25 protein-coding genes and 1 pseudogene are annotated in these 25175 nt (G+C 41.9%); 4 read left to right on the forward strand and 22 right to left on the reverse strand.

The genetic code is table 11. The features are described from left to right. Window positions 1-297: 297 nt before the first annotated feature. A pseudogene (locus LJE09_RS13180) lies at window positions 298-492 on the forward strand (transposase); the annotation flags it as partial. A 56-nt stretch (window positions 493-548) separates the two neighbouring features. Here LJE09_RS13180 and LJE09_RS13185 read toward each other — a convergent pair. The 6 genes from LJE09_RS13185 to LJE09_RS13210 all read right to left on the reverse strand — a co-directional run bounded on the left by LJE09_RS13185 (window position 549) and on the right by LJE09_RS13210 (window position 8287). Next, window positions 549-1634, reverse strand: coding sequence for a hypothetical protein (locus LJE09_RS13185; RefSeq protein ID WP_173700802.1), 1086 nt, complete (start codon window positions 1632-1634; stop codon window positions 549-551). Further along, window positions 1631-3154: an HlyD family efflux transporter periplasmic adaptor subunit gene (locus LJE09_RS13190; RefSeq protein ID WP_161276108.1), complete on the reverse strand. Its 1524-nt coding sequence runs from the start codon at window positions 3152-3154 to the stop codon at window positions 1631-1633. The genes LJE09_RS13185 and LJE09_RS13190 overlap by 4 nt, the downstream gene beginning before the upstream one ends. Before the next feature lie 26 nt (window positions 3155-3180). After that, window positions 3181-4068, reverse strand: coding sequence for a carbohydrate ABC transporter permease (locus tag LJE09_RS13195; protein WP_226852677.1), 888 nt, complete (start codon window positions 4066-4068; stop codon window positions 3181-3183). Continuing rightward, window positions 4065-5009, reverse strand: coding sequence for a carbohydrate ABC transporter permease (locus LJE09_RS13200; RefSeq protein ID WP_117676343.1), 945 nt, complete (start codon window positions 5007-5009; stop codon window positions 4065-4067). Before LJE09_RS13200 ends, LJE09_RS13195 begins: the two co-directional genes overlap by 4 nt. Window positions 5010-5062: 53 nt before the next feature. Continuing rightward, entirely contained in the window at window positions 5063-7531 is a 2469-nt protein-coding gene (locus LJE09_RS13205; RefSeq protein ID WP_227311430.1) for an ABC transporter substrate-binding protein, read from the reverse strand. 84 nt (window positions 7532-7615) lie between these two features. Then, the gene (locus tag LJE09_RS13210) at window positions 7616-8287 is read right to left on the reverse strand and encodes a response regulator transcription factor (protein ID WP_227311431.1); all 672 of its coding nucleotides are present in this window, start codon (window positions 8285-8287) and stop codon (window positions 7616-7618) included. 143 nt (window positions 8288-8430) lie between these two features. On the opposite strand from LJE09_RS13210, the gene LJE09_RS13215 reads away from it, so the two are divergent. After that, on the forward strand, window positions 8431-9708 hold the full coding sequence (locus LJE09_RS13215) for a sensor histidine kinase (RefSeq protein ID WP_227311432.1): 1278 nt from the start codon (window positions 8431-8433) through the stop codon (window positions 9706-9708). 149 nt (window positions 9709-9857) lie between these two features. Here LJE09_RS13215 and LJE09_RS13220 read toward each other — a convergent pair whose 3' ends face one another. The 7 genes from LJE09_RS13220 to LJE09_RS13250 all read right to left on the reverse strand — a co-directional run bounded on the left by LJE09_RS13220 (window position 9858) and on the right by LJE09_RS13250 (window position 13272). After that, window positions 9858-10088, reverse strand: coding sequence for a hypothetical protein (locus LJE09_RS13220; protein WP_025579156.1), 231 nt, complete (start codon window positions 10086-10088; stop codon window positions 9858-9860). Beyond that, window positions 10076-10642, reverse strand: coding sequence for a DUF3990 domain-containing protein (locus tag LJE09_RS13225; protein WP_227311433.1), 567 nt, complete (start codon window positions 10640-10642; stop codon window positions 10076-10078). Before LJE09_RS13225 ends, LJE09_RS13220 begins: the two co-directional genes overlap by 13 nt. Next, entirely contained in the window at window positions 10635-10859 is a 225-nt protein-coding gene (locus LJE09_RS13230) for a DUF3791 domain-containing protein (protein WP_005341260.1), read from the reverse strand. The genes LJE09_RS13225 and LJE09_RS13230 overlap by 8 nt, the downstream gene beginning before the upstream one ends. Before the next feature lie 326 nt (window positions 10860-11185). Continuing rightward, window positions 11186-11392, reverse strand: coding sequence for a helix-turn-helix domain-containing protein (locus LJE09_RS13235; protein WP_025579153.1), 207 nt, complete (start codon window positions 11390-11392; stop codon window positions 11186-11188). Between the two features lie 362 nt (window positions 11393-11754). Continuing rightward, window positions 11755-12060, reverse strand: a complete 306-nt coding sequence (locus tag LJE09_RS13240; protein ID WP_025579152.1) for an alpha/beta fold hydrolase — start codon at window positions 12058-12060, stop codon at window positions 11755-11757. Between the two features lie 134 nt (window positions 12061-12194). Next, window positions 12195-12887, reverse strand: coding sequence for a YczE/YyaS/YitT family protein (locus LJE09_RS13245; protein WP_331466583.1), 693 nt, complete (start codon window positions 12885-12887; stop codon window positions 12195-12197). Then, window positions 12817-13272: a MarR family winged helix-turn-helix transcriptional regulator gene (locus tag LJE09_RS13250; RefSeq protein ID WP_025579149.1), complete on the reverse strand. Its 456-nt coding sequence runs from the start codon at window positions 13270-13272 to the stop codon at window positions 12817-12819. The genes LJE09_RS13245 and LJE09_RS13250 overlap by 71 nt, the downstream gene beginning before the upstream one ends. 627 nt (window positions 13273-13899) lie before the next feature. Here LJE09_RS13250 and LJE09_RS17970 point away from each other — a divergent pair. Next, window positions 13900-15093 (forward strand): diguanylate cyclase domain-containing protein, encoded by a 1194-nt coding sequence (locus LJE09_RS17970; protein ID WP_025579148.1) that lies wholly within the window; start codon window positions 13900-13902, stop codon window positions 15091-15093. Next, window positions 15012-15341, forward strand: a complete 330-nt coding sequence (locus LJE09_RS17975; protein ID WP_172680013.1) for a diguanylate cyclase domain-containing protein — start codon at window positions 15012-15014, stop codon at window positions 15339-15341. Before LJE09_RS17970 ends, LJE09_RS17975 begins: the two co-directional genes overlap by 82 nt. A 62-nt stretch (window positions 15342-15403) precedes the next feature. Here the strand turns inward: LJE09_RS17975 and LJE09_RS13260 are convergent, their stop codons facing one another. The 9 genes from LJE09_RS13260 to LJE09_RS13300 all read right to left on the reverse strand — a co-directional run bounded on the left by LJE09_RS13260 (window position 15404) and on the right by LJE09_RS13300 (window position 25167). Next, window positions 15404-17143, reverse strand: coding sequence for an ABC transporter ATP-binding protein (locus LJE09_RS13260; RefSeq protein WP_025579144.1), 1740 nt, complete (start codon window positions 17141-17143; stop codon window positions 15404-15406). 1 nt (window position 17144) lies between these two features. Continuing rightward, a complete protein-coding gene (locus LJE09_RS13265; protein ID WP_025579143.1) occupies window positions 17145-18899 on the reverse strand; it encodes an ABC transporter ATP-binding protein in 1755 nt (584 codons plus the stop codon). 205 nt (window positions 18900-19104) lie between these two features. Next, window positions 19105-19734, reverse strand: coding sequence for a TetR/AcrR family transcriptional regulator (locus tag LJE09_RS13270; protein WP_025579141.1), 630 nt, complete (start codon window positions 19732-19734; stop codon window positions 19105-19107). 169 nt (window positions 19735-19903) lie between these two features. Further along, the gene (locus LJE09_RS13275; protein ID WP_025579139.1) at window positions 19904-20665 is read right to left on the reverse strand and encodes a hypothetical protein; all 762 of its coding nucleotides are present in this window, start codon (window positions 20663-20665) and stop codon (window positions 19904-19906) included. A gap of 106 nt (window positions 20666-20771) precedes the next feature. Then, window positions 20772-21818, reverse strand: coding sequence for a helix-turn-helix domain-containing protein (locus tag LJE09_RS13280; protein ID WP_055058431.1), 1047 nt, complete (start codon window positions 21816-21818; stop codon window positions 20772-20774). A 2-nt stretch (window positions 21819-21820) separates the two neighbouring features. After that, window positions 21821-22606, reverse strand: a complete 786-nt coding sequence (locus tag LJE09_RS13285; RefSeq protein ID WP_055058432.1) for a hypothetical protein — start codon at window positions 22604-22606, stop codon at window positions 21821-21823. 22 nt (window positions 22607-22628) lie between these two features. Beyond that, a complete protein-coding gene (locus LJE09_RS13290) occupies window positions 22629-23564 on the reverse strand; it encodes an acyl-CoA thioester hydrolase/BAAT C-terminal domain-containing protein (protein WP_055058433.1) in 936 nt (311 codons plus the stop codon). A gap of 23 nt (window positions 23565-23587) precedes the next feature. Then, a complete protein-coding gene (locus LJE09_RS13295) occupies window positions 23588-24388 on the reverse strand; it encodes a class I SAM-dependent methyltransferase (RefSeq protein WP_025579133.1) in 801 nt (266 codons plus the stop codon). After that, window positions 24385-25167 (reverse strand): hypothetical protein, encoded by a 783-nt coding sequence (locus LJE09_RS13300; RefSeq protein ID WP_025579132.1) that lies wholly within the window; start codon window positions 25165-25167, stop codon window positions 24385-24387. The genes LJE09_RS13295 and LJE09_RS13300 overlap by 4 nt, the downstream gene beginning before the upstream one ends. Window positions 25168-25175 lie beyond the last annotated feature (8 nt).

Genomic DNA, 25175 nt, shown 5'->3' on the forward strand with positions numbered 1-25175 from the left:
AGGATACTGTGCATTAAAGTTATCTACATCTGTTTGAGATAATTTTGTCCGTTGCAGTGTATAAACTGTCACCGCCGCATTTTCTTTCTTTTTGGACAAAATATTTAACCTAGATTATTCACGGCACAGTCGTGAAAGTGGCTGAAAACCACATAGTTTCTATATTTTAACTGAATATTGCTTTTCACCTATCAGATGAATGAAAAAAGAGCATCCATTTGTGGTAAAATTAAGGTGTCGAATCTTAAAAAATAACCCAAAGGAGCCCTTTAGGAGTATTGTAAACACCTTAGCCTTAGAAGATTGGTGTTATCAGCAAATATGCGAAAACAACGCATTGATACCGTCCGCTTAAAACTGCTGAAGATTGCTGCAAAAGTAGTTCATTCAGCAAGATATATCACATTCAAGCTGTGTAGCAGCTGCCCTTATAAGAATGAATTCTATGAGACATTTTCAAATATCGGTAAGCTGAATATACAGTTGGAATAGCAACTATTAACGAACCTTGACAGCCTAATAACTGCTTAGAACTTTGCCAGAGGGATTTAATTCTGCTCCACTGGAAAATCCTTCCCTCGCCTTCCTCTGTCAGAGATTCTGTCATATCCCTTTTCATATACTTTCCACAAGAAATACAGAAAACAGGAACCCCCTCCTGCACAAACCGTTTTCCCGCCAAGAATCATACCTTCCGTCTGGGATACCGTCTTCGGAAGCATCAGATACAGCTTAAATTCTGCCACAGCCTGATTCACCTTTTCTTTCCAGAACCCAAAGTCAGACCACCTTGACGGAATCCATCCCTCCGGCCAGGTCAGATGTGTAAAAAGAAGCCAGACCACCGTCCCTGCCATTACACTGTACAGCAGGTTGCAGAACCAGTACTCTGCATCTTTCACTATATAGTTCTTTTTTTCTCTGCTTATTTCCGTCCACAGACTGCCAGAAAGAACCGCCGGAAGCAGCAGTAATGCCGCCAGTCCCGCATTTTTCGGTAAAGTCGAGGATACCACAGTTCCCTGAAGTCCGTATTTCATCAGAAATCCGTTCACTGTACTTTCTTCGGTTTCTCCATTTCTCCTTCTGATAAACAAACGATTATAAAAAAGTTCCGTCTCGGTATCATCCGCAGAAGCCGCCCCGAAAACCAGAATTTTCTGCCCCCAGTCCGCAACTTTCCTGACAGTATAAGTACGTCCCTGAAACAGAATCTGACCACCCGGAACCTTATTGCCAAAGAGCTCCCAGGCAGTTGTACCATCAATCACGCAGCCATCCGGATCACCTTCTGTCAGAGCTGCTGCCTGCCAGTCATACCCTGCGGGATTTCCCTTAAGATACACAGTCATCGCCTGTGCCTGCCGGTTTCCTTCTTTCGCAGAAATCTCCCTCAACCCTGCATCTGCATAAAAACATACATCATAAGGCTTCTCACTTTTTCTTTCCTGCTTCAGGATATTTTCTGCTCCTTTCCTGTCAGGATAAGCTGCGGACAGAAACACTGATACTGCTGTATCATTTCTGATCTGCACATAATTATAGACTCCCAGAAAATAAATACAGAGAATAATCAGCCACACAGTCAGAGTACCGGCTTTCCTTAAAAAGGCACTCTGACTTCTGACACTCATTCCTCCAGCAGCCTGATCCGGCTGCCGCTGCTGATCTCTCTGTCACTGGAAGTCACTATTTTCTGGTCACTTGATAAATCCCCGTTCTCCAGCGCAGCAGTGGAAGAATTTTTATCTTTCACATTCACATACGTTTTTCGCGCTACCAGTACCTCACCCAGGACGGTGTTCTGTGTATCTGTCACATAAACATAGTATCTGCCATTTTCCTCATACAATGCGCTCAGCGGAACACAGATATTAAAAGGACCTGCATCCTGAGAGATTGTAAATTCCGCAGTATCTCCTATGGAAAGAGTTCCCTCCGGTACCTGTACAGAAAGAATGTACTGATTTTCATTACTGCTGTCCTCTTTCACAGACTCCACTTTCGCTCCTGTAATCTCTTTTTCATCCGCACCTTTTAAAATTACCTCTCCGCCACTCTTTATGTATTTCAGATCATCTTTGCTGACCTCTGCCTGAAACCGAAAGGTTCCTTTGGATTCATAAAGGACAACCGCAGCTTCCGCTCCTGTCTGGCTTCCTGTCACTGCACTCAGACTCTTTATCACACCATCACAGGGTGCTTTCACTTTTCCCTTTCGTGCTAGCACTTTCTGCAACGTTTCCAGATCTTTCTGCGCAGTCTCAAGTTCCGCCTGCGTATTCTCCAGCGTGGAATCCGAAGCATCACCAATCTGTGTATCCCGGATTGCCTGCTCTGCTGACTGAAGTTCTCTTCTGCGGCTGAGCATGGCTTCATTGACCGCCTCCTCTTTCGCCCGGATATCATCAATCAATGCCTGCTCCTGAGAATTGTCCTGCGCATTCGAATTGTCGCCGTTTCCTGATGTATTTTTATTCCCTTCGCTATCTGTGCGATCCGTATTTCCGGAATCATCGGAGTTCTCCGGATCATCTGTATTCCCAAAATCGTCTGTATTTCCCGGATCATCAAACTCGCTGGAATCACTGAACTTCTCCTCATCCGGTATCTTATCCTGTACGTCATTCTGCGCCGCATCCCGCTGTGCATAATAATCCTGAAGCTTCTGTCTGGCTATGGCTGCCTCATTCTGTGCCGCCTGCACACTGTAATTTCCGCTGGAAACCGCACTGTTATAATTTTCCTGTGCATCTGAAAACTCATTATTTCTCTTCTGCTGATTCACAGACTCTGCACTGATCAGATCATTGATCTTCCCCTGCAGAACATCTATGGCATCCTGTTTTTCCTTTATGGTTTTTTTTAGATATTTTACAGAAAACTTCAGCAGCGCATCCCCTTTTTTCACATTCTGTCCTTCCTGCACATAAACCTGCTCCACCTTCTGTCCCTCCTGGGTAAAAACTGCCCGTTCTCTGGTTCCCATCACTTTACCTGTGCCGGTCACCTCATGCGTGATCACCTGATTCTGAGCTGTTTTTGTCTCTACCTGTGCTACATTCACCGAATCTGCCGCCCTGGACAGAAAAGTAAACAAAAGCATCAGGGCAAAAAATCCTGCCAGAATTTTTATCAGTTTTATTTTCTTCATAGATAAATCCTCTCGTTTCTGTCGCTCTATTCCTTGATTGCCGTGGATATGATCCCTTGTTCCAGATAATCCTGCCCTGCCAGAAAAACGATCACTGCCGGGATCAGAACCAGAACAGATACCGCAAATGCCTTTCCTGTCTGGGAGATATCGATCTGTGGAAGGTACAGAGACAGCGGCCACAGACTTTTGGTCTTCAGAAATGCCATTGGCTGTTCGATCAGATTCCAGTATTCCAGAAATCCCAGAACCAGTGCCGAAATGATACCCGCAGAACCCAGAGGGATTCCGATTCTGATAAAAATAAGCAGCTCACCCGCCCCGTCCAGCCGCGCAGATTCCATCAGTGCCTCCGGAATACTCTCAAAGAAACGATACATGATAAAAACCGGAAACGTGGAAAAGGCCGCCGGAAGAATAATCCCCCACAGATGATCCAGAAGTTTCATCTGATCCAGAACCAAATAATTACTGAGCATCATTACCTGAAAGGGCATCATCATCAATGCCACATAGATCATAAACAGCAGATTTTTTCCCGGAAAACGATATCTGGCAAATCCCCACGCTGCCGGTACTCCCACCAGGATCTGCCCTGCCAGAACTCCGACAGTAATCTTTACGGAATTCCAGAACATCACAAAAAACTCCGGAGAATCCAGCAGGACTTTCACATAGGATCTCAGCGTCGGATAAAGCGGAAGTACTCTCCAGAATACATAACTGACTGCCTGACCGGAAGCAGATCCACTGTCTGCTGTCAGTACCGCCCCCAGAAGATCATTTAATTCCTTCTGCCCCATCAGTGATCCTGTAACTGAAAAAAATACCGGAAATACTGCCACCAGTGCAAGGAGTACAAGGAGCAGGCTTCCTATCTTCCTGATACGGAATATCTGCATAACTTTTCTCATTCTGCCCCGCCTTTCCCCCAGGCTTTCCACAATCCCAGGATCAGCAGAAAAATCACCAGTCCGGTCACCACTGCCGCAGCCGACATCTTATCCAGCGACAGGTCCCTGTACCAGTTGTTAAACAGATGCTGAAGCAGATACATTTTTTCCTGTGGATAATCACCGGCCACCAGATATGCCTCACGGAAAACCTTAAATGCATTGAGTACAGAAAGTACCACGATCGTAAAAAGGGACGGGAGCAGATTCGGGAGTGTGATCTTCGTAAAACATTTCCACTCCCCTGCCCCGTCCACTTTTGCTGCCTCGTAAAGTGCCGCCGGAATGGCAGACAATCCTGCCATCCAGAGCACTACATCATATCCAAGATTTCTCCATATATAACTGATCACCAGTACATAAAAAGAAGCACCTGTATTCATCCAGTCAGTCGTCTGAACAGATAACATATGAAGCAGGTGATTCAATAAGCCCTGATCGTCAAAAAGCAGTCTCCACAGAAGTACCACTGATGCTACAGGGATTGCCATTGGCAGAAGAAAGAAACTTTTCAGAATCTGCGTAAATCTTTTTTGCCCTGCAAGCAGGACTGCTATGATCAGAGACAATACCACCAGCAGCGGCACACACACTCCGAAGAACCGAAGTGTGTTGCCTGCTGCCAGACGAAACGCTTTGTTTGCAAATATCGTCCTGTAGTTCTCTATCCCCACAAATTCTCCATTCACTGCCCCGCAAAAAGATCTGCGGATCACATCCACATACGGGATCAGCCAGAAAATGCAGACACCTGCAAAACTCGGAAGAATAAAAGCCAGACCTTTTTCTGTATTTCTGAAAGCTGCACATCTTCTGCGATTTCGTTTCCGACTAAACAGCAAATCTGATTTTGCGTTCCGTTTCTCTGTTAAAGATAAGTGTTCTTTTAAATTAATCTTCATTCTCTTAAACTCCCTTACCTTGCAGTGTTGGGTAATCAGCAGCAGACAGCCGCTTATTCAGATAAATACAGATTTACTTCCTGCATGATCTCTTTCACAGCATCATCCAGCCCCGTTTCTCCATTGAGGTATTTCTCACCGGATTCCGTTACTGCATTTCGGATGATCTGATTACTCTTTGCAGGTACAGTAAGTGTTTTTCCCAGATCCATGATGTTCTGTATTGCTTCATCTTCCGGAATGATCTCGTCCATCTCAATCTGCTTGATATTACCATCTCCCGTATCATAGGAAGCCCCGATCGAGCCAATGGTATCTCCGCTGGATTTTCCCATTTTCCAGTAAGCCATATCCTCATAAACTTTACTATTTACAGCTAACCCTTCCGTATTACTTGCTCTCTGGGATTCCTCTTCAAACAGAAACTTGACAAACTTCTCTGCCGCTTCTTTTTCGGATGCCTTTGCACTGACCCCGACAGCACTCCTTGGATAGAAACAGTTCTCGCTTTGTCCGTTCAGAAGTTTATAATCCAGATCCGGATCTACTTTTCTTGCAGAATCTAAAGATACCAGACCTTCCGGTGAGAGCAGGCCTCCTGCTGCTACTGTATCAACTTTTGCAAGCAGACTGGTTACGGATCCTGAAATGTCCATATATCCTGAATGATCTGAATCTGCCCAGTCATCCCCCATCTGATAAGCTTTCTTTGTTTCTTCTATCGCATTTTTCTGAGTCTGCCAGATCCTGTTTACCTGTTCCAGATATTCTTTCACAGCATTTTCATTCAGAGTTCCGTCTTCGTTCATCCATGCAGGTATACTATTATCTATGGTTCCCTGTATCAGATAGGATGGTGCTATAGAAAAATCGCTGAAGAATTGTAATTTTCCATAGCTATCTTTCTGCGACTCCGCTGCATCAGCTTCTGTTGTCAGATCCGTAATTCCGGCTATGATATCCTTATTTCCCTCTATCATCGGAATGCCGAACTTGACAGGCATGGTATAAATGCTTCCGTCCTCTTTTGTATATGCGTCCTTGATATTGGACAGGATATCTGTATCTTTTAATACCCCGCTTAAATCCTCCAACATTCCTTTTTCTATATAAGTATCCTCTGAAATACCATCCAGAAGCAGGACATCCGGCCCTGTTCCTGCCATGATCTCTGTATTGAGAACTTTCAGCGCATCTGTATCTGTAACAGAATCATCTCCCGACATTCCCGTCTCAATATTTACATAAACATCCGGATATTTCTTCTGGAAAAGCACTGCTGCCTGTTTTATGAAATCATTATCTTTCAGGGAATAAACAGTCAGCTCTGTATCCGGTGTCGTTGGGGTATCTTTGGAATATACATAGGAATAAATTCTGATATCCTCGCCTGCATTACAGCCCACATAGAAATTTCCATCGCTGTCCTGTCCCCATGCTACAGTTCCTGTATCCGGTGAACTGAGCGAATTCAAGGAACCATCGATTATCTGTTCCACTGTGCTGCCTCCCAGAACATATCTGTAAACACCGGTATGATCAATATAAAAAAGGCTGTTATCCTCATCTCCCTTTAAGAACATAAGCGGAAAACTGCTGGTTGTTGTCCAGTTGACATCCTGCTCATCAGACTGGATCTGCTCTGTAAGCGCGCTGATATTGTCCAGTGGTTTTCCAGTATCCAGATCATATCCGTGAAGAGTCTGATCCTGAATGGTAAACAACATTTTTCCTGCTGTTCCGATAAAATCAACACGGATTCCTTCCTCATATCTTCTCACCAGACTTCCATCTGAAGGATTGATCTCTGCTACGCCATTGCCTGGATCTACGATAAGAACTGTCCCATTCTCTGTGAAACATGCCTGAAATGTATAGGAAGACTGAATCGTATCTCCGGTATCAACTTTCTGTACATTTCCATCAGGGGAAAGATAGAAAAATTCCATTTTCAGGTTGTCATACGCAGAATCCTCTTCCCCACTGTCGGCTGTTGTCTGTGCATTTTCATTGTCCCTGTCAGGAGACAGATCTGCCCCGACAAATATACTTCCATCCGCTGCTGCAGAGACAACGCTGATATATTCTCCCAGATTCTCCTTAAGCCCCAACAGTTCTTCCAGACTTTTTCCATTCGTCCAGGTTTCTCCATTATCTGCAGAATCTGCTGCATAATAACAGTTATCTGCTGTACTGTAATAAACCATGCGCAATGCACCTGAGTCGAGTACTTTGACATCTCTCAGAAACTGGCTGTTTTCAGGTACTGTAAGATCATTTTCCAGAAAACGTCCCATTGCTTTTGCGCTCTCATCTTTTGTTTTTTTACCATCTGAATTGTCGGTATTTACATTCACAAGATCTGCTGTATCTGCATTCCCTGCCTGATTGCTGCTTCCTGTTTCTCCTTTGCTTCCGGAATTTTTTCCATCTGCACCGCCACATCCGGCAAACAGGCTGCCGGTAAGTGCGATCACTCCGGCAACGGCGATTCCCTGTTTCCATCTTTTTATTTTTCTCATATCAGGATATACCTCCATGTTTTTATTTTCTTTCTGTCCCTCTCAGGATAAATGGATTGTAACAGGCAAATCTCTAAACTTTCTCTAATTTTCCAGCCGATATCCAATTCCCCGGACGGTTTTCAGGTTCAGTGTACTTCTGACACTTTTTAATCTTCGCCTCAGAAAATGAATATAATTATCCAGATTTCCATCCTCCACCTCACTGTCTGCTCCCCAGACACGGTTGAGGATCACCTCTCTCGGAAGTGTCTGACCGGCGTTTCGAAGCATCAGCTCCAGAAGTGCTCCTTCCCGTTTGGAAAGGGTACATTCCTTTCCGTTTCCTTCCAGTCTGCCGCTTTCGGGATCAAAAATAAGATCTCCGAGCGATAATACTGCCGTGTTCTCCCATCTTCCGGGTCTTCGAACCATGCACTGTATTCTTGCCAGAAGTTCTTCGAAGGCAAACGGCTTCACCATATAGTCATCTGCGCCGCCTTTCAGTCCGGTCAGTTTATCCTGTAATTCTCCCAGTGCAGTCAGCATGATCACCGGTGTGGAAACATGATTCTTTCTGGCTTCCTGCAAAACAGTGATGCCATCCATGGACGGGAGCATCCGGTCCAGAATCACCAGATCATGGCTTCGTTCTTTCATATAATAAAGCCCTTCTTCTCCGTCATCGCAGATATCTGTCTCATAGCCTTCTTTTTTGAGCTGAAATCTCATGCTCTCTGCCAGTTCCCTGTCATCCTCTATCAGTAAAATTTTCATCTGTTTTCATCCTCCTGATCTTTCATTATACATGAGTTTTCTCTAAATTGTCTCTATACTCGGTTACAGGAATTTTTTTAGAGATTATTTACAGGTTTTCATGATACAATTACCATACAATCTCATAAAGGAGTAAATATTTCATGTTTCGCAGACTTCATATTCAAATGACTTTTTTCTCTGCTCTGATCATCGGCATCGTCATTTTTATTATGACAACTGCCTGTAATTTCATCGCAGAAAACAGCACACGCCAGAATGCGTGGAATGCCTTTCAGAACAACGCCATCTCCTGTATCTCTCATCTGGAAACGCAGAGTATCATCAGCAGTGACTGGATTTTGCAGGCAGAAAAAAATTATGATATTTCCATGGATATCAGAGACAACGGAAATTCTCTTTATCTGAAAAAACTACAGACGGATTCTCTGGATGAAACGATTTTCCGGAAGGCAGAAGAAATCTCTGCTGCTTCCTATGCACTTGATCTTTCCAATCCCGGTGCGGTCAGTAAACTGACAAAACGGATCTTTTTTCAGATGAAAGATTTCTATGTTTCCACTGCTCTGATCCCCAAGAGCCACGGAACCGTCAGTATGATCATCCTGTATTCCCTGGATTCTGTAAAACACAGGATTCTGTTACAGAGACTTGCATTCTCCGGCGCAGCTTTTCTGGCAATTCTGGCTCTGAGTATCTGTTCCTGGTTCTTTACCGGAAGAATGATCACGCCCCTGGAAAAAAGCAGGCAGGAACAGACCGAATTTATCGCTGCTGCCTCCCATGAGCTTCGCTCCCCTCTGGCAGTAATCCTGTCCGGAATCTCTGCCATGAAAAAGGCAGATCCGAAAGAACAGGAACATTTTCTTTCAGTCATAGAAAAAGAAGGGACGCGAATGTCGCTCCTGATAAATGATATGCTCTCTCTGTCAAATGCAGATAACCATTCCTGGAAAATGCATCCGGTTTTCTGTGAACTGGATACTTTACTTCTGGATACCTACGAAAAGTATGAACCCCTGATGCAGGACCACCATATGAAATTTTTCATTGAACTTCCGGAAAAGGAAATCCCTTCCTGTCCCTGTGACCCGGAAAGGATCAGTCAGGTGCTTGGAATCCTTCTTGACAATGCCATCAGTTATGTCCCCGCAAACGGGAAAATTGTTCTTTCCCTTTCACAGACCGAAACGCACTTTCTTATCCGCGTCAAAGACAACGGACCCGGTATTCCGGATTCTGCCAAGACTTCTGTTTTCCGGCGTTTTTACCGGGCAGATTCTGCCAGAAATAACAGGCAGCATTTTGGTCTGGGACTGTGTATTGCGTATGAGATCATTTCACTTCATAAAGGAACAATCTCTGTACTGGATACCCCGGGCGGTGGTTCTACTTTTCAGATTTCTCTGCCGTTGGCATAACACAGTAATTTTCTGTAACATAAAAATTTATAAATAAACCTATATTATTCACGGCTATGCCGTGAATAATATAGGTTTATTTGTTACTTCCTCGAAATAGAAGTTTTTTATCACCATATTGTCGTATAAATTTAAACTCACATCCCATATCAGGATTTCTTTAATTCTTCCATATACAGTTCAGCTATATATGCCGGGCCAGTGCACCACAACTTTGTCTTCTCATCATACAGTGCTTTTCCTGTCTTTGAACATAGAAAATCTGTCAATATCTCTTTTCTGTCCTTGCCCGTTTCTTCTGCAATCTCATCTGTCACCATAGTGATAAGAAGATCTATTGTATAATTCATTTTTTCTTTTGGAATTGTTACCTCAGCCATATCTTCTCACCTTTCACAAATTTCAGACACCTAATAGCGGCTTCTGTTTTGAAGCAATATTGATCTTTTAGTTTATTGGGCAGCAACTGTCTGATGCAGAAATCGTCTGCTTCCTTATCGCCTGCTGTCCCGAAAATCCCGGCAAGGTAAGCAGTAAGGGTAGCGTTTGTTGCATCATCCGCAATCTTTCCTGCAATGATATCATACCTTGCCATTTCACGTTCAACTTCGATGAACATTTTTTTCTTTCGATGAGCGGCAATGCAATGTAACCAGTCTACATCTGCATTTTCAAAAATATGCGTTTCAAGATTTTCTGAAAGTTTGAATTCAAAAGTTGAAATATATCCATACTTCTGTCCCTCTTCAATTGTTCCGGTTGCGATTGCTTTGACTATCGAGGTTCTCAGAAAACTTTCTGCCTGCTCCTTGGATGTGGTTAAATAAAATCCCTGCCCAAAATCTTTTCTCTTTGCACATTTGGCAAGATCTGGCTCTTTTACTTCACAATAACTTCCATGATAGAGAACAAATCCATCTTTTAACTCAAGCACTAATCTTTATCCCCTTTCCTTCCAGAAATTCTGTAATGTCTTCAAGCACAGCTTCATCACCTTCACAATGAAAAATCCCATAGCATTTTTCTATATATCCAAGAACATCAGCTTCTTTAAACAAGTGGATAATCTGTTCAACAGGTAAATGCCACTCTTCTGAAGCAAGCCGGATTAGTCTTGTTTGCATGAAAGTAATCTCTGTTTTCTCACTCATAATGAATCCTCCAAATTTATAACTTTATATGTCTGTATCTGAAATATTCAGTCATAAACTTTATTGGGATAGGCACCTGTGCCGCAAGGGGAAACTCCCCTTGTACGAAATCTTTGATTTCGCTGTATTTCCCGGATTGAGATTTCTCAAAACCGGGAGCAGCACCGCAGGTTGCACGATACAGGCAGATGAAATTGTCTGTATCGAAGTGCGCTCTTAGCGTTACTAAGAGATTTATGCCGTATCCGACGTGTTATCTTTTTTCAAATTCTTTTTGACTTCTGAAGCATTCTGCCAGGTTTAATGATTTGACATGTCTGCTCCTGTTACTCATCATCTGTAAATTCCATCATCTCATCAACGGTGCAGTCCAGTTTCTTGCAAATCTTCTCAATCGTCTCCATTGATACATACTGGTTTTTTCCCATCCTGGCAAGAATGTTTCCACTGATCCCGGTGAGGTACTGCATCTCTATCCGCTTCATATTTTTATTTATGAGCATTTTCCATAACCTGTTATAACTTACGCCCATAAGCTACCTCCATCTTTTCGTATAAACATATTTTGATTATATCACGATTTCGTTAGGTTGAATACCTGTGATTTTTGATATCTTCTGTAAAATGGAAAAAAGGATGCCACGGCAAAGGGCAGCCTCTCCAACCATTTACTCTGAATTAATCAAATGAAATCTCACCATCTGGTGCTTCCATGAATCCATCCTTTCCAGGCATTTCGCCTTGTAAACATTGTTATCAGTTTCATTCGTCCGGCGGTCTAGCGTGCGTTTCCCTGTCATCTGCAGTCGTCTCAGACTGCCTCTGCCTGCATCAGCAGGTCACTGACCATATCAATGCAATCCCACATAATACTTTTTCCACTGTATATTTAATTTCATCGGGGCACTCCTCTCCTATCTACCTCGCTGATAAATTTTTCTATCAGTCTGTTTACTTCATCCGGCTGGTCCGTATTGGAATTATGACCAGCATTCTTTATCCATTTAAGCGGTAAACCTTCTCTCTGATGCCATTTTTTATTGTAGCTTTGGGCTGAGCCCGCTTTATCTTTTTCGCCACAGATAAGAAGTGCCGGACAACTGATATGATATGCCAAATCTGCTTTGATTGCCTCAGCAAGCATTCTGTAACCAAAACCAGCAAGCCTTGCATATTCTTTAGGATCTGAATCATAGGACATCATCATTACTGTAAATGAAGAATCAGAATATCAGATCAAAGTTTGCTGATGCTCCTCAGATGCGTCCTATGTAATAATGGTAGTTATCCGCACGCTGTTTGTCTTTTTTCTGAATCTTATGTGTTGCATCTTTTTCAGACAGATGCAAGTTTCTTACCAAGAACTCTGGCAACAAATCCAACCAGAAGTGCCGCAATGATCGTACCCTCACGCACACCATTGAGATGTCCGGTAAATACAAAAGACAGGACTGCTGCGATCACTGCCATGGAAACGTCAAAGCAGATTTTTGTCGTACCAAAGTTGGTTCTCCATGTCAGAACGATTGCTCGGACAAAAGATTCTCCCGGCAACATTACAACGTCTGCCAGCACTTCCATGTACACACCAAATCCAAGGATCAGACACCCAATCAGAAGATATACGATTTTCATAATGTATGTCTGTGGATTTACCCATGTAAACAGAAGCATGGTCAGATCGATGAAATATCCAAAGATAATGGATATCGGTATCTGCAAAACATGTTCCAGTTTAAAATTTTTACGCAGGATCAGCAACTGCAGTAAGATCAAAAATACGCTGAAAAAAATCGTAAAGTTTCCCAACGTAAACGGAAAACTTAAGCTTAATACATACGGAATCGATGTGATTGGTGAGGTTCCGAGACTTGCCTTGGTGATCAAACTAACACCAAGTGAGTTCACGAACAGGCCGATCAGAAAGATTACGTATCTTTTTAATTTGTTAATTTGTTCATTTGTTCCTTCCTTCTTTCCCTGTTTCTTCGCAGCCTGTCTCAGACAGATTACTGTAAATTTTATGATAAATCTTCATAAAAGCCTCTGCTTCTTCTGGAGAAATATCTTTCCATGCAGCCTCCTCAATCTCCACAAAAGCTTCTTCCACAAGCTTCTGGCTTTTTTTCCCGGATTCTGTCATGAAAATATGAAAAGTCCTTCTGTTTCCATTGAGCATACGCCGCTCGATCAAACCTTTCTCTTCCATGCGATTCAAAATTGAAGTCAGAGACCCTGCCTCAATAAAACAACCCGCTGCGATTTCCTTCTGACTGGCTCCATCATGATTTTTAAGATAATCCAGAACCTTCGGCTGTCCAAGCGTAAGCCCCGAAGCCTTCACCCGCTCCAGAAGCCTCTTCTGAATCAGCATCTGGTTAGCCATTGTCAGATAATGCAATGATATGTCCATGTTTCACGTTCCTTCCCTTTTTGTGTTAAGCACAAACAAAATAGTTATATTTCTAATATTTAGAATTATAACTATTTTATAAAAGATGTCAACCCCGCTTTTGTTACTTCCGCAGCTCCTTTCACATATTGTCCATACATTTCATCAACATAAATATCCGAGCCATCAACAGCAATTGGATCATAGCCTTTCAAAGTCTTATCGAGGAAAAATGCATTGGAAAATGAGTAAAAAAGAGAATCAAAGGCCTCTAAAGATATTTTTTTACGCTGTTGGTGCAAGAAGCGTTAAAATCGAAATACTTTAACCATTGTCGGCTCCGACATCCCTTGCACGGAAAGCTTCATTGAGAACTTCCTTAAAGAAAATCAGCGGCTCTCCGTCCCGGGAAGCCGCTTTTGTCATAAATCGTTAAAATGTGTAGCAATCGTTTTCTTATGTGTTGTACTGTTTCAGGAGTGCATCTAACAGGCGGTATGCTTCTTCACGCTAATATTTGGAATGCTTTGCATGAAGCTCGTCCAGGTTGATGTTTGCAAAGATTTATGAATCGTATTGCTTTTCACACAGGAATAAGTATAATATAAGTATAATACATGAAGAAAAGGATGTGGAGGAGTAAGGAGTATGGAGCGTTTTCGACAGCGATATGGGATTGCTCTGACGAAAAAGAAATTGCAGGAGATCATCCTGATGCTGATGGCCTGGGAAGCGGTGTTTGCCTTTTCTTATCTGGGATACATTGAGCTTCCGGCCATTTCCACCACCACGTTGCACATTCTTGTGATTGTGGCGGCTATGATGCTGGGGGCACAGGGGAGTGTGCCGGTGGTATGCGTTTTTGTGGTCACGTCCATGTGGATCGGCACCTACAGCCTGTCCCAGCTCGACCGGGTATTTTCTCCCTTTGCCAGCGGAATGCCCCTTGGATCCATAATGCTGGTATTTGCCCGCGTGCTGTTTGCGGCGGGAGCCGGTTGGCTCTTTGACCTTTATTTTCGGAAGCCTCGCAGGTATGTCTATCTGGGCATTGCGGGGATTGCGGCTGCCAGCACCCTTCTTCATGGGCTGTGCGTTTTTGCCGCGTTATATTGCAGTTTCCCTATGCTGCGGCAAATGATTTTAGAAAATCTGTTTTCCTATCCCATATTCCGGGACTGGCTGTCCTATGTCCTGGCGATCATCGCCTGCTGCGGCATCCATTGGGTTCTGACTCGGAAGTCGGTGAAAAACAGATTGTCGCAGCTATGCGACTGTCCTCCGGCAATGCAAGAGTCCGGAAACCGGAAGCAGCTGATCTATTCGGAAACCGTTGCGGTAGTGGTGGGCATTCTGTGCATCCTGTTTCTGCGAAAGGCCATCTTCAAGGAGCTGTACCTGCAAGGCATAGATGTCAGCGAAAACCTACACCAAAATATCACCGCCTTTTTGCTGCAAACGCTGGTGGCTCTGTTGGCGCTCTTTAGTGTTGTCAGCGTTCTGATCCAATGGATTTACGAGTATTATACGGCGCAGCGGATTCGGATGAACAAAAAGCTGATGGAGCAGCGTATGAAAAGCTCCGTAGATGTTCTGACCGGCGTATTCAGTCGGCTGGCGTATCATGAGTGTCTGGAGCAGTACGCGGATTCCGTTCCGACAGATCTGACCGTCTTTCTCATGGATATCAACGGCTTAAAGGGGGTCAACGATGCCCTGGGGCATGAGGCGGGGGACGAGCTGATATGCGGCGCTGCCCAATGTATATCACCCAGGCGGTGGGGGATCGGGGGAAAATCTTCCGCATCGGTGGGGATGAGTTCGTGGTGCTGGGTCAAATGACCCAAACCCAGGCGCAGGAAATTCTGGCGGCGCTGCAACGGATTGCGGCGGCCTGGTCCGGGACGAATGTGGGGACGCTGAGTATTTCCTCCGGGTGCGCCTTTGCCGACGACCATCCGGATTTTTCCGTAGAGCAGCTTACCAAGGCAGCAGATTTGTCCATGTATGCCCAGAAACAGGAATATTACCGGGCAAAGAAACTGTCCTCTGGCACACCCGTCTCTAGTGGGAACGGGGTGCGTCCATAAAAAGAAATATATACCTCTTCCTTTCCCTTTTCATTTTTTCCTTAGCCACCTATATATATTTCTCAGTACACCAGTTTCCAGCTCACCGCCTGCTGCCTTGCATCCACAAATCTCTTATAGATACCTTCCTGCTTCATTAGCTGCTCATGTGTTCCCTGTTGCACAATTTTTCCTTTGTCAACAACCACAATCTGATCTGCATGTCTGACTGTTTTTAGTCTGTGGGCAATCATAATAATCGTTTTTTCCTTTGTAAGTGCATCTACTGCATCCATCAGCTCCTTTTCATTCTCCGGATCAACATTGGCCGTTGCTTCATCTAATATAACGATTGGTGCATTCTTCATAATTGCCCTGGCTATGGAAATACGCTGTTTCTCACCACCGGAAAGTGTAGCTCCTCCCTCTCCAATCACTGTATCATATCCATCAGGAAGTTTGCTGATGAAATCATGACAGCATGCTTTCTTCGCCGCTTCCACCACTTCCTCATGACTTGCATCCTGGCGTCCGAATTTAATATTATTCTCAATGGTGTCTGCAAACAAATACACCGACTGAAACACAAATGAGAAATTACTCATCAGACTGTTCATGCTGTAGTCTTTTACATTCACACCTCCAAGTGTCACTTCCCCGGAATCCACATCCCAGAACCTGGCAATCAGATTGCAAAGTGTTGATTTTCCTCCACCAGACGGTCCAACAATTGCTGTCGTCGTTTTCTGTGGGACAGAGAGCGATATATCGTCAATGATCTTCCGTTTGTCATAGGAAAATGAAACGTTAGAAAGTCTGATATCGTAATTTTCCGGATGGATCTCTTTGCCGTCGATATCCATGGTGTCCAGCTCCAGTATTGCATTTGCTTTATCTACACATACACTTACCACATGTAAGAGGGATGAATAATTTCCTGCGCATTCCAGACTGGAATAAAGCATAAATGCTGAGATTGTCATACCAATCGCATAGACCGCACTCATGGTTCCATTGATATAAAAATATGCGCTGCCTGCTACGATCACAGCACCTGTGATTTTTGTTATCACGCTTTGCAGAAAATGATAGGGAACAAACAACATCTCCATCTTTGTATTGACCTTTTCGCATGCTTCATTTGCATCGTTTAATCTTTTTGCCTGTTTTCCGAGCAGGTTGTATGATTTCACCTCTGATATTCCCTGCAGATACTCCATGATCTGGTTTACAAGCTCTGTATCGCATAACACTTTTTGCTCTGAATCTTTTTTCCCTGCATTCTGCATTACAGAATTGACCCCAAAGAAAATAAGTACTCCTGCTGCAGCTATCAGTCCGATTCTCCAGTCAAAAATAAACAGCATAAGAATGATCATTGATGTTTCCAGAATTCCCTGCATTGTCAGCATAACCACTCTCGCAGCCACATCGCCAAGTATTTCCATTGTATTGGTTGTAATGGAAGAAATTTCCCCGATACTATTGGAATTGAAATACCCCATCGGCAGATATCGCAGATGTTCTGCAATCTTGATTCTCATAAAAGCACTTGCATTATATCCTCCCTCTGTCTGAAGCACTGTAGAGTATCTCTTGCAGATTACGTCGACTACAATTGCAAGAACCATAATCGCAACGGAGCCTCCAATATATTTTCCTGTCGGTTTCCCACTCAGCAGACCAATCAGTATGTACATAATAGCCGGAATCTTCATTGCTGAGGCAAGAGCCTCTATGAGTCCGATCACTATCGACAGTTTAAATTTATTGCCATTTTCCCTGCCTGAAAAACGAAAGAATTTTGCCAGAATCCCAAACATATCATTCTCCCTCCTTCACTGTATCTTTTACAGAAATATGGGCATTCCACATTTCCTTATAAAGCGGGCATGACACCAGAAGTTCCTCATGTGTGCCATGTGCTGTTACATTTCCATCATTTACAACAAAGATCTGGTCACTGTCCTTAACAGTAGAAAGTCTGTGTGCTATTACGATCAGGGTCTTCCCTGCTACCAGTTTTGCGATAGAATTCTGCAGAATTGCCTCATTTTCCGGATCTGTGTAGGCAGTTGCCTCATCAAGAATCACGATCGGAGCATCCTTTAGCATTGCTCTTGCAATGGAGATACGCTGTCTCTCGCCTCCTGACAGATGTCCTCCTGCACCTCCTACAACCGTATCAAATCCATTCTCCAACTGCATGATAAATTCATAGCATCCGCTTTTCTTTGTCACCTCGATGACCTGTTCATCTGTAGCCTCTGGATTTCCCTGTCTGATATTTTCACGTACCGTTTCATTGAACAGATAATTATCCTGTGCAACATATGCAATTTTCCGATTAAAATCTGCAAGCGACATTTCTTTGACATCAACTCCACCGATTTTAATGCTTCCGGAATCCACATCCCACAAGGACGCAATCAGCTTTGCGATGGTCGACTTGCCGCTTCCGGAAGGTCCTACGATTGCATTTACCGTTCCTGCTTTCAGCTCCATAGTTACTCCATGCAGAATCTCTTTGTCGTGATAACCAAATCTGACATCTTCAAGAGTAACGGAGTTATCTTTTGGAACACTTTTACTTTTCTCTGGACGTTCAAGCTCCGGCTGTTCCAGAATTCCTGCCACTTCACCAACAATCACTCCGATCTTGCCAAGATCATCTGTATAGGAACCCACTGTGATCAACGGTCCAACGATTCCAAGTGATAAAATAATGCAGATGACAAAATCTGAAATCGCAAGTGTTCCATTGGCTACATAATGTGCCCCAAACGGCAATACCGTAAGAAGCGTATAAGGTGTGACCACCATCATCAGTCCATGAAAGATCGAGCACCGTTTCATCCAGGAAATAAAGGAATCTGCATAAGCCATAGCCGCCTTTGTAAATTTTGCATAAGAACTTTCTGTCTTTCCAAATGCCTTGATCACTTCGATTCCGTCAATATATTCCACTGCCGCATCATTCAGATCTTTTGTTGTCTGAACCGTTCTCTCGAAGCTTGGTTTATAATCCAGCATCATTCCAAAATAGGAAAGAAATCCCACTATAACCGGCACCAATGACCAGAGTGCCAGTCTCCAGTCTGTCAGGAAGAAATAAATCAAAATCACAATCGGTGCCAGCAGATTGGACGTGAATTCCGGGACAATATGCGCCAGTGTTGTCTCGATACTGTCGATTCTTTCCACCATAATATTTTTAAATGTACCGGAAGGTGTGTCTTTCACATAGCCAAGAGGTACCCGCGCCAGCTTGTCACAGCAGGATTTTCTTATATTTGCAAGTACTGCAAACGTTGCTTTATGTGACAATGCTGTCGAAAGTGAATGAAGCAGTTCTGCAATGATAAACGATAATGCAATCAGAACCGCTTTTGCAAGATATATTTCAAACTCCTTTTCACCATTTAAAAACAGCTTTACTACATCTGCAATAATAAAATACGGCAAAATCTTAAAAATCACATTTCCTATTGCAAGTAACACACTCCACACATAAGCAATTCTTTTTTGTCCCGCCCATGTCAGGATCCAGCTGATTGTCGACTTCTTTTTTTCTTTCACATCTCTTCACTCCTTACGTTCGTTTTATTGTTTCGTTTTATTGTTTCGTTTTATTGCTTTACCTTCTGTTAGTTCGCGCTAACCAACATATAATAAAATAGGTGGTTTACTGGCATCAACCACCTGATATTATTATCCTGTCTGAACTTTATTCAGAAATCCAGAACCTGCAACACACATAACCTATTCAGAATTCCTGCATCAGTTATACTGGAAATTCAATATTCCACAATCGTTCCCAGCCACCTGTATTAAATTCTTTCAGTTGATGTACATTTTTCTTTGCAGTCTCCCTGTCTATATCATGCTCAATGATCTGAAATACTGATGAAAAAAATCCCGTATAGATCATATGCATAAGGCTTTCCTCTACAACCGGTATTTTTACACCGGCTTCCTTCATTTTTTCCATATATTTCAGGCTGGACTTCATTTCCCGCTCCACCATATTGTGTATGAATAATTCAAATTTTCCACTGTCTCCGCATTTCAACAATAATCTGAAATTATCATAATGATCATAGATATAATCAACCATCTGCTCCATCCCATCACTGGATGTATCCGACATATTCCTTGTCTGATCACTGGCAGAAAGCTTTTCAAACTCCTCAACGATCTGGTCATAAATCTGATAAATATGTTCCATATAAGGATCCGTCAGTGCATCAAAAAGTGCCTCTTTCGTCGGATAATATTTGTAAAATGCTCCAGTAGTAAGCCCTGCATCTTTTACAATATTTCTTAAAGATGCTCCTGTCAAACCATCTTTCAGAAAATGTTTTCTGGCTGTATCTAATATGTTTTTCTGTGTATCTTCTGCTTTCGTCGACATTCTTTTCGTATCCTCTAAACTTCTTTTCAAAATATAACAGTGCTATATAACACTGTTATATTTTAACTCATTACAGGAATTTGTCAAGTCTTGGTGTTTCAATTTTTTATTTTCCTCGTGTATTCAGTTTCCACTCCGCAGATGCTTTCTGCAGTTTTACAAGTCTGTTCTATTCAGACAGATTTTCTTTGCAGAAAAGTTCTATACAGTTCTCAACCATTGTCTGATCATAGTCTGTTGAAATACCTGAGCCAAGCCAGTATGCATAGTCTCCTTCATCATATTTTCCAAGTGCCTCCAAATCGCTGCCGTAGCGCAATTCAATATGATAGGTTGTATCATTTGTATCTGGTGCTATGCAGAAATAAGTAAATTCGCCTGAGTCTGCATCGTCACTTTTAAATTCGTATAACCCACGTACTTCTTCTATTCCAACATAATGATATGTATGGGAAAAGATTTCTTTTCCTTCTGAATCATATCCCTTGATCACTGAATCAGAACCATTAAATTCCAGCTTATTTACACCTTCTTTAAAAGAGCAGTCATAAACACCATCGCCATCTTTGTATGCTTCTACTGCTTCTTCTCCATAAATTGTTCCTGAAACCATGGATGCTAACTTATCATATGCTGCCTCCGCATTTTCCTCACCAACCAACTCTGTACAATCATCAATCCAGATCTGCTGATATTTTTCATCAAGAATTACCGGCCATAGTTCCTGATATGAACCCGTCAAATCAACCAAAAGTTGTTTTGCAGCATCCTGATTTTCATCTGCTTTCTGTTTCTTGTCCGTCGTATTTGTACTTTCTGTAACAGTTGCCGTACCTGTACTTTCTGCAAATGTAGCGTTACTACAAGCAACTAACATTGAAAATGACGTTGCAACTGTTAAAAATAATGTTAAAAGTTTTTTCTGCTTCATGAGATGCCTCCTTAAATTAAAAATCGTTGCAGTTAGATTCTTCTAACTACAACGCATATTTTATAGATTTCCATATAGAATCTCAATTACTAAACAGACTCTTTTTCTATCCATTCAGACTTTCCTGTGTCTTTTTCTTACGGTATTCCGTTGGTGTCATACCGTATTCTGTACGAAATGCAGATGTAAATTTGTTCGGATTCTGATAGCCAATTTGTAATGCTATCTCCCCGATCGTAAGTTTATTTTCTTTTAAAAGGCGTTCCGCCATCTGCAGCCTGTACTTTTTCATATAAGCGTACACAGAATTTCCGTATACACCCTTAAAGCATTTTTTCAAAACAGTTGGTGACATTTTAAAACGCACTGACAATTCTTCAATCGTATAATGCCCCCTATAGTGTCCCTTTAGAAACGCATGAACCTGCTTTATTGCATCAATCTGTACATCCGAAAAATATACATGCTCAGAATTATTTTTCTTTAAATCAAATCCAGTTAATACTAATAATAGTTCCAGAATTTTCACACGAATATAACCATATCTGATTTCTTCAGGAACTTTATACAATTCCAAAAAGATATGTTCTATTGACTGATTTGCCCGTATAATAGTAAAACTATGTGTTTTTGAAATGTTACTAATCTTTTCCAGATTTACAGACAATAATTGCAGTATCCTTTTCATTTCGTCTGTAATCATGGAAAAGTCAAGCGTAATGGTAATTCCATGATAACGCGATGTTGGAAACTCTGACACATGCCCAGTTTTTTTCAAAGAACAAAATGACAAGTCTCCTGCCGCTATATAACCATATTCATTTTGTTCAAACACGCATTCGCAACGGCCTTCCATGCAATAGTTTATTTCCATCACACTGGAAGCCGGCTTTTGCTCCTTGTTGCAATACTCCATATGCATATCATTATAAACCAGATCAATTCCTGGAAACACATGATACAATGTAATCATTCCTGTACCGCTCTCATTTTCCAAATGAAAACATTCACAGAATTCCGTATCCTGTACCTTTTTGCAAGCTGATGTACCATATAACTCAATACTGGCAAAAGAATCTGATGATTTTAATTCTATATTCTTATCAGGTTTGGACTTCAATATATTTTCAGCAAGCTCATAAGCATTTTTCATAACTATTTTCCTCTATACCACATCGCAAATGCCAATTCCGGTAATCGGTCAGTCTCAATAATTGTTTCGAGCATTCTGGCAAATCCCTCCGGATTTTGAATTTGATACTGCATATGGTTGAATCCCTCAAAAACCGGAAAGTTACCGTATATATAAGTCTGCATCACTGCATTTCTGTATTTAAAATGTTCTTCTATACTTCCAAATTCCCAGAATGTATGTTTCTGCAATTCTTCTGACAGTTCTGAAAATGGCTTATCTTCCAAACTGTCTGTCAGCTGTCTCCTCAGATTTCCATACGTCAAGTTCTTTCCTGCCTCTATAAAATAAGGTTTAATTTTATCATCGTCACACCACATGATTCTCTTTAGTGTTTTTCCTTTTGACCAATATAAACTTTTCATTGCTATATATAAGAACGGAACCATGATTCTGCGTGTTGCCTTTCCAATCTGTGCAAACTGCCCGCCATCAAAAAAAACATGCTTTACCGGTATTTTTATCTCTGTCAGGAATGCCATGGCGAGATCTGCTCCAATCGAAGATGCAACTATAAGTTCTATTTCTTTGATTCCATGGTTCCCCAAAAATCGTACAATCTGTTGTATCTCATCTCTTTTGCTTTGATACCTCTGTCCGGAGCAATACACAGTCGATGTTGGCATAATGCAATAATATTTTTCTGCCATTTTCTCTGCAACCGGCATACTGCTTTCCCCAGTTACTCCCATTGCATGGAAAAACAGAATGACTGAATTTGATTTATTTCCTGTTGTTTTAAATACCACACTTCCACCTTCTGTCTATTTTTTATCTATCTACTCTCTTCCATTTTGCAACAGCATTTCTTACCCGCCAGTCAATATCCAGACGTGCTCTGCGACATTCTTTCGGATGTTTTCTTGCTGCCTGAAATGCCAGTTTCACAAAGAGTCCGGATCCAACCGGGAGCATTGTCTTTAGCATGCTCTCCGGAAAAACGAAATGGGTTCCATGCTCATAAATGACATAATCCAATCTGCATGTGTGTGAATGTTCTTTCATACGCTGCTTCATACGGCGGATATATTTTGCAGTATCCCACAACACATCATCTTCAGCACCAATTAACAATACTGTTCCATGGATTTTTTCAATCTTGATTATCTCGTCTTCTGTGATTGGGTGAGCCTTTTCAGAATCATCAAATAGTTTTCTTGAATTGATCATATCACCGGTCCGTTTTGTTTCTTTCTCAATCACATGCCAGTAATCCGGATGTTTGTAACAAAACGGCATGTATGGAAGTGGTTCTTCTTTATACGAAAAAAGAGATTCTCCCTCCATTGGCCATTCCTTACAACCATCTCTTTTACCCTGCATAAATCCCTGCCAGATAAAGTCACTCGGTGTCAGACCTATCGTCAATGTGATATCCTTAAAATAAGAAGCAGCAGTCAATGCAAGTGTTCCTGTAGTAGATGCCCCGACAATTCCTATCTTCTGATTACCATGTATTTTTAACCAACTGATTGCTTTCTCTATACGTTCCAGCGGATAATTATGATGTCCATAATCCTTTTTTGCCGGCGACATCGTCATCACGTTCACACCGAGTTTATGTAACCATTTCACGGATGTACGCGCCAGATAATCCTCCGGATCATCCCCGATCATCGCAATCATTGCACAGTCTGAGCCTGTTTTACATTTCCAGTATGCACCATAAAATCCATCTGATTCCACATCAAAATGCCTTTTCTTCATCTGTATCATCTCCTCCCTTAATATCAGCTATGTTTCTCCAAAACTATTATTTTATTTGAGATATTCCGAACAGCCGGAATCTTACCTATTACATAATAAACAGGCATAAGCTCTTTCATTCCTTCAACAAGACTGACTTCCTGCCGAACAGAAAATGCCGGTATGATTCTTTGCAGCTCCTTTCTGTTCTTAACTCCCCATGTGAATTTTGCATTGCTTCCCTCTATGGATTTCTCTTTCATATGCTTTACAACAAAGGGTGACATGGTTTCGACCATTACTGTAACTTTCTGAAATGATTTATCAATAATAGAAAACATCTTCCTGATATCTTTCTCATACAAATACATTGTAAGTCCTTCGATTATTACCAGAATATTCTTACCGTGATAATCGATATCATCTATGTAGGAATCATCCATTGCAGACTTTGCAATCTGATACACCGGATCAGTTTCGGTAAGGAACTGGCTCCTTATTTTCATTGTTTCCGGAAGGTCTACATTATACCAGCGCAGATATTTTCCCTTCATCCGGTAGCATCTGGTATCCAGTCCGCATGCAATATTTACGACAACTGTATTTTCATGCTTCTCCAAATATTTTCTGACCATCCGGTCTAATACAATTGTTCTCGCAATCACACCATAAGTCATGGCGTTATCTTTATCTGCTTTGGAAAAGTCATAATCAAGCTTTTTCACAAGTTCTACTGCAATTTCGTCATTTATTTTAGCATTTTTCTTTCTTGTTTCTTTTGCTCTTGCATACAAGGTCTGTACCATCGTTTCCGGCACACCTGTCACATTCACTTTTTCTTTCATTGTCTGTCGCCTTCCACTGCTTTTTTTACTTCTTTCACCCATTCTGCACTATGGCAGCAAAACAGTTCTTCATGCTGCATGTTATGTCTTCGGATATCCGGATTTTTGAAATAAGTACAATATCTCTTTTCGTATTTTTCACCCATCTTTGTTGCATAAAACACGTGAATTGTTGTTCCCGGTACATCAATTCCATGCTGGACTTTCGTAACCAGATCAGAATAGAACTGATTATAAACACTCTGTTTCGTAATCCATGGACTTCCTCCCTTGTCAATACCAAACATATTTACAAATCCATCAATCAGTTTCTTTCTTGATTCATCTGCTTCATTTATTTTCTTTTGCATAAACTTAGGTAATTTACCCGTGTGTACCATTTTATACATAATTGGCACAATGATAGATGACTGGAGCTTTGCCATAAACGAACCTGCTTCATCCATATCACTGCTCCCAATGATGCCATGATCTATATGGATTCTTTTCCGCTGAATCAGAAGGGATACAAAACTTCCTCCAAGGGAACATCCATACGCTGCTTTAATTCTCCCACCATACTTTGTTCTGATTTCTTGCTCAATTTTTTCACATTCATCTTCCATCGAATAAAATTCTGTTTTCTCGTTCGGATCAAATCCATCATAAGAAACTGCTACCGTATAAAAATAAGAATGTAACCCATCCAGTACATGATCAAAGCTACTATACAGGCAACAGGTACCGGGAAATAAAAATATCACAGGTTTACGATTGTCTCCACTTTCATAAAATTTCATAGCTAGTC

The organism is Blautia sp. DFI.3.45 (genome assembly GCF_020593505.1).
Classification (GTDB): Bacteria; Bacillota; Clostridia; order Lachnospirales; family Lachnospiraceae; genus Blautia_A; species Blautia_A wexlerae.